General features: G+C 66.3%; 4 protein-coding genes and 3 pseudogenes. 2 read left to right on the top strand and 5 right to left on the bottom strand.

Features of this window, described 5'->3' with window-relative positions; all coding sequences use genetic code 11:
* The 5 genes and pseudogenes from JCM9942_RS09775 to prmB all read right to left on the bottom strand — a co-directional run.
* A pseudogene (locus JCM9942_RS09775) lies at positions 1-520 on the bottom strand (type IV pilus assembly protein FimV); the annotation flags it as partial.
* 95 nt (positions 521-615) lie between these two features.
* Positions 616-1,641, bottom strand: coding sequence for an aspartate-semialdehyde dehydrogenase (locus JCM9942_RS09770; protein WP_054659342.1), 1,026 nt, complete (start codon positions 1,639-1,641; stop codon positions 616-618).
* Positions 1,642-1,724: 83 nt separating this feature from the next.
* A complete protein-coding gene (locus JCM9942_RS09765; RefSeq protein WP_054659340.1) occupies positions 1,725-2,777 on the bottom strand; it encodes a 2-hydroxyacid dehydrogenase in 1,053 nt (350 codons plus the stop codon).
* Positions 2,770-3,873 (bottom strand): chorismate synthase, encoded by a 1,104-nt coding sequence (gene aroC, locus JCM9942_RS09760; protein WP_054659339.1) that lies wholly within the window; start codon positions 3,871-3,873, stop codon positions 2,770-2,772. The genes JCM9942_RS09765 and aroC overlap by 8 nt, the downstream gene beginning before the upstream one ends.
* A gap of 69 nt (positions 3,874-3,942) precedes the next feature.
* Entirely contained in the window at positions 3,943-4,869 is a 927-nt protein-coding gene (gene prmB / locus JCM9942_RS09755) for a 50S ribosomal protein L3 N(5)-glutamine methyltransferase (protein ID WP_054659337.1), read from the bottom strand.
* 225 nt (positions 4,870-5,094) lie between these two features.
* Here prmB and JCM9942_RS09750 point away from each other — a divergent pair.
* Both JCM9942_RS09750 and JCM9942_RS09745 read left to right on the top strand, forming a co-directional pair.
* Positions 5,095-5,741: pseudogene (locus JCM9942_RS09750) on the top strand (SCO family protein).
* Positions 5,738-5,968, top strand: a pseudogene (locus tag JCM9942_RS09745) (archaetidylserine decarboxylase); the annotation flags it as partial. The pseudogenes JCM9942_RS09750 and JCM9942_RS09745, both read left to right, overlap by 4 nt.

The following is a 5,968-nucleotide window of genomic DNA, read 5'->3' as shown; positions in this document are numbered from 1 at the left end:
TTGGGCAGCGGCGCTTCGCGCAGCGGTTCGGGCTCGCGCACGATCAGGTTGGAAGGTGCCGCCGCCGGGGCTTCAATCACCGGCTCGGCCACCGCGGTGGCGGTTTCCGGCGCGGCCACCAATGCCGAATATTCGCGCACCAGCCGCCCCTGGCCCCAATCGACTTCGATCAGGAAGCCCAGCGCCGGCACCTGTACCGGCGCGGCGCTGGTAACGCGGATGACCGCACGTCCCTCACGGTCCTGCGCGAACTGGAACTGCAACTCGCTGACCAGTCCTTGCGGGCGGGCCAGGCCCACACGTTCGAAGGTGACCGGCGAAGCCAGACCAACCGTGGCGTTTTCCAGCTCCCCCGGATCGCTGGAAATGATCGGGATCTCCGCCAGAAAGGGCTGGCCCGGCTTGGACAGCACGCGGATGTCGCCCAGCCCCAAGGCCATCGCGGCGCTGCTGAACAGCGCAGGATGAGAACAAGCACGCCTTGTATCGAGCGCATGGCGCTCCTGCCCCTATTTTTCATGGAGCCAATATAACGGCTCGCCCCGATTTCGAATACCGCAGGAAACAGGTGCCGATTCGCGAGCCGGCCAGGCGGGCCGGCCCCGCTGTTTCCGATCACCCGCCGGCGGCCACCAGCTCGGCGATCTGCACGGCGTTGAGCGCGGCCCCCTTGCGGATGTTGTCCGCCACCACCCACATGTTCAGCCCCCGCGGGTGCGAGATGTCCTCGCGGATGCGGCCGACATAGACCGGATCGGTACCCGAGGCATGGGTGACCGGGGTCGGATAGCCGCCGGCCTTGCGCTCGTCCACCACCTTCACCCCCGGTGCGGCGGACAGCAGTTCGCGTGCCTGCTCGGTGCTGATCTTCTTCTTCGTCTCGATGTTCACCGCCTCGGAGTGACCGTAGAACACCGGCACCCGCACCGCGGTCGGGTTCACCAGGATGCTGTCGTCGCCGAGGATCTTGCGGGTTTCCCAGACCAGCTTCATTTCCTCCTTGGTGAAGCCGTTGTCGAGGAACTCGTCGATATGCGGGATCAGGTTGAAGGCGATCTGCACCGGGAACTTGCTCGGCTCGATCTCCTGGAAACCGAGCAGCTGCGCGGTCTGCTTGCCCAGTTCTTCCATACCGGTCTGGCCGGCACCGGACACGGACTGGTAGGTGGCGATGTTGACGCGCTCGATGCCGTATTCGCGGTGGATCGGCGCCAGCACCGGCATCAGCTGCATGGTCGAGCAGTTCGGGTTGGCGATGATGCCGCGCGGACGGTTCTTCGCCGCTTCCGGGTTGACCTCGGACACCACCAGCGGCACGTCATCGTCATAACGGAAGGTGGAGGAGTTGTCGATCACCACGGCGCCAGCAGCGGCGAACTTGGGCGCGAATTCCCGGGAAATACCGCCACCGGCCGAGAACAGGGCGATCTCGACGCCGGCCGGGTCGAACGTGGCCAGGTCCTGGATGGTGATCTTGTCGCTTTCAAAGTCGACCTGCTGGCCGGCCGAACGCTCGGAAGCAAGCAGGGTCAGCGTGCTGATCGGGAAGTTGCGCTCGGCCAGGATCGACAACATGGTCTGGCCGACCGCGCCGGTGGCGCCAACAACGGCTACATGGAAACGACGGGCTTCATTGCTCATGGGGTGCACTCGAAAAAAGGGAGAGGGGGGACACACGTCGAGCCAGGTTCGGGGAACCTCCGGCGAACCGCCGCGGAGGCTCCCTACCGTTTTTTGATGATGGTTTTGCTGCGGGCAACAGCCAGCCGCGCCGCACCGGAGGTCAGCAGGTCGGCATTGATCGCATTGGCCGGATGGCCGGCATCCGGCCCCAGCCCCAAGCCGGCGAGCAGATTGTCCACCGCCAGCTGCACCATCGCCCGGCGCGTGGCCAGCGAGGCGCTGCCGATATGCGGGGTCAGCACGATATTGCGCAGGCCAAGCAGTTCTGGGGGCACCTGTGGCTCGTTCTCGTAGACATCCAGCCCCGCTGCAGCCAGCCGGCCGTTGGCCAGTGCGTCGGCCAGCGCCCGCTCATCGACAATGCCGCCGCGGGCGATGTTGACCAGCGTGGCGGTCGGTTTCATCTTCGCCAGCGCAGCGGCATCGATGATGTGGTGGTTCTGCGCGGTATACGGCAGCACCAGCAGCAGATGATCGGCACGGGCCAGCAATTCATCGAAGCCGACGTAGCGCGCACCGACGGCCTGCTCCTGCTCGGCCGGCAGTTGTGAGCGGTTGTGGTACAGCACCGGCATGCCGAAGCCCTGGTGGCCGCGGCGAGCAATCGCCTGGCCGATCCGCCCCATGCCCAGGATGCCCAGCGTGCTGCCATGCAGATCGGCACCGAGCATGGTGGTGAACGACCACTGCCCCCACTGGCCTTCACGCAGCCAGCGGTCGGATTCGACGATGCGCCGCGCCGCCGCCATCAGCAAGGAAAATCCCAGATCGGCCGTGGTTTCGGTCAACACATCCGGCGTGTTGGTGGCGAGGATGCCGGCCGCACTCAACGCGGGGATATCGAGGTTGTTGTAGCCGACGCCGACATTGGCGATGACCTTCAGGCGCGCCGCGCCGGCAACTTCCGCCGCACCGATACGGTCGTTGAGCGTGACCAGCGCACCGTCCATGCCTGCCAGCTGCGCGGCCAATGCGGCACTGTCGTGCGCGGTGACTTCCGGGGTAGCCACCACATCGCAGTACGCCCCCAGCTGCGCGACGGTATCGTCGAACAGGGGCTGCGATACCCAGACGCGTGGCCGCTGCTCAGCCATCGACACTGCCGGGAATACGCGGTGTCATCTCGCCCACATCAGCGCATTGCGCGCGGTGGCGCAGGGCCTGGTCCATCAGCACCAGCGCCAGCATCGCCTCGGCGATCGGGGTGGCGCGAATGCCGACGCACGGATCGTGGCGACCGGTGGTGATGACCTCCACCGCGTTGCCGCCCGTGTCCACGGTGGCACCGGGCAGGCGCAGGCTGGAGGTCGGCTTGAGCACCATCGACGCGACGATCTGCTGGCCGGTGGCGATGCCGCCGAGGATTCCACCGGCATGGTTGGACTGGAAGCCGTCCGGGGTGATCAGGTCCCGGTGTTCGGTACCCTTCTGCGCGGCACTGGCGAAACCGTCGCCGATCTCCACGCCCTTGACCGCGTTGATACTCATCAGTGCCGCGGCGATATCGCCGTCGAGCTTGCCGTAGATCGGCTCGCCCCAACCGGGCGGCACAGCGTCGGCGACCACGGTCACGCGCGCACCGACCGAATCGCCGGACTTGCGCAGCGCATCCATGTACGCCTCCAGCGCCGGCACCTGGGCGGCATCGGGCCAGAAAAACGGATTGTCCTCGACCGCGCTCCAGTCGTGCCCCGCCGGGACGATCTCGCCCAGCTGCGACAGATAGCCGCGCACGCTCACCCCATAGCGCTGCTTGAGCCACTTCTTGGCGATGACGCCGGCGGCCACGCGCATGGTGGTTTCGCGCGCCGAGGAGCGGCCACCACCGCGCGGGTCACGGATGCCGTACTTCTGCCAGTAGCTGTAATCGGCATGGCCAGGACGGAACTGCGCGGCGATGGTGCTGTAATCCTTGCTGCGCTGGTCGGTGTTGCGGATCAGCAGACCGATCGGGGTACCGGTCGTCCTGCCCTCGTAGATACCGGACAGGATCTCCACCTGGTCGGCTTCGCGCCGCGCCGAGGTGTGGCGGCTCTTGCCGGTGGCCCGGCGCTGCAGATCGTGGGCGAACTCTTCGGCGCTGATCTCCAGTCCCGGCGGACACCCGTCGATCACGCAGCCGATGGCCGGCCCGTGTGACTCGCCGAAGGTGGTGACCGTAAGCAGCTTTCCGAACGAGTTACTGGACATGCACGACCTTTGCAGACGCCTGCGTGCCGGCGTGGATACCACCGGCGTTGTTCTGTGAAACCGGCGCCCTCAGCGGACGCTGGCCAGTTCAGCGATACGCGCGTGGTGGGCGCGCAGTTCGGCCGCTTCGACGGCGAAAATACCCATCTGCCCGACCTTGAATTCGATCCAGGCGAAATAGACTTCCGGCAGCAGCTTGATCAGGTGCTGCTCGGAATCACCCACTTCGCAGATCAGCAGACCGTCTTCGGTGAGATGCTCCGGCGCGTCGCGCAGGATCTTCAGCACCAGGTCCAGGCCGTCGTCGCCGGCGCGCAGCGCCAGATCCGGCTCGTGCGAATACTCCTGCGGCAGCGCATCGGTCTCGTCGTTGGTGACGTACGGCGGATTGGTGACGATCAGATCGTAGACGCGCCCTTCCAGCCCGTCGAACAGGTCGGACTTGATGATTTCGACGTTGTGCGCGAGCAGGCGCTGCTTGTTCTCATGGGCCAGCGACAGCGCGGCATCATTGATGTCGCTGCCATCCACCTGCCAGTTCGGGTAGTAGTGACCCATGGCGATGGCGATGCAGCCCGAACCGGTGCACAGGTCCAGTGCACGGGTGACCTCACGGCCGGCCAGCCACGGCTCGAAACCGCCCAGGATCAGCTCGGCGATCGGCGAACGCGGCACCAGCGCGCGCGCATCGCTCTTGAAGCTCAGCCCGGCAAACCAGGCCTCGCCGGTCAGATAGGCCGCCGGCAGACGCTCATCGATACGGCGCTGGAACAGCGCCAGCACCTGCTCGCGCTCTTCCTGCAGCAGGCGCGCCGAGCCATAGGCCGGGCCGAGGTCCGGCGGCAGGTGCAGGCTGTGCAGGACCAGCTGGGTCGCCTCGTCCAACGCGTTGTCATAGCTGTGACCGAAGGTCAGGCCGGTGGCATTGAAACGACTGGCGCCGTAGCGGATCAGATCGACGATCGTGTGGAGTTCAGCGGCCGCTTGGGCAGTCATGGCGATACAGGAGTACAGAATGGCCTGCGATTATAGGCGCGTGCCCGGTATATTGAGCGCCCAGTTGCAGCCGAAACTTCGGCAACACCCGCCATCAGGCGCCGAATCCGACGGCAAACCGCGCCCTCGCGTGCTGGTGGGCCACTGCAATCCCCTACACTCCCGGGTCCTGCCCATGGCCGAGCGCCTGCTGCGACGCCTGGCACCTGTACGGAAAAACCGCCCATGTTCAATCGCAATGTCGGCATCATCCTGGCCATCGCCCTGGCCGCCGGCCTCGGTCTGGTCCTGGCGCAGAAGGTGTTCGGCCCCGGCAAGACCCCGGTCGGGGGCGACAGCTCGATCATCTTCTACGGCACGCCGCGCACCTTGCCGGAGTTTGATCTGGCCCAGTCCGACGGCACCCGCCTGATTCCCGGCGAGCTGCGCGGGCACTGGACCCTGGTCTTCCTCGGCTTCACCTCCTGCCCGGATGTGTGCCCGACCACGTTGACCGAGCTGGCCGCCGCGCAGAAGCAATGGGAATCCCTGCCCGACAGCCTGCGTCCGCGCGTAGTGCTGGTTTCGGTGGACCCGGAACGGGACACCCCGGCGCGGCTGGGCGAGTACGCCCACGCCTTCCACAAGGACACGATTGCCGCCACGGCCGACATCCCCTCGCTGGAGCGCTTTGCCACCTCGCTGGGCATGGTGTTCCAGAAGTCCCCCGGCAAGCATTTCGATGAAAACCCCGATGACTACAGCATGGATCACTCGGCCAGCATCGCCGTGCTCGATCCGCAGGGCCGCCTGGCCGGCTGATGCGTCCACCGTTCAACCCGCAGGCCATCGCCACCGACCTGCTCAAGCTCACCGAGAAAACCGCCCCATGAGTCTGGTAACAACGCTCAGCTACGTCCTGCCGCATCGCCTGCTCTCCTCGATGGCCCGTTCGCTGGCCTACTCGCAGAACCCGCGCCTCTCGCGCTGGCTGATCGATACGGTGACGGAGAAGTTCAACGTCAACCTGGCCGAAGCGGCCAACCCGGACCCGCGCAGCTACCCCAGCTTCAACGCCTTCTTCACCCGCGCCCTGAAGCCCGGCGCGCGCGCGGCCGCG

The sequence above is a fragment of the Stenotrophomonas pictorum JCM 9942 genome (assembly GCF_001310775.1).
Lineage (GTDB): Bacteria > Pseudomonadota > Gammaproteobacteria > Xanthomonadales > Xanthomonadaceae > Stenotrophomonas > Stenotrophomonas pictorum.
The sequence above is the reverse complement of the archived record's forward strand: the minus strand, read 5'-3'. Positions and strand labels throughout refer to the sequence as shown.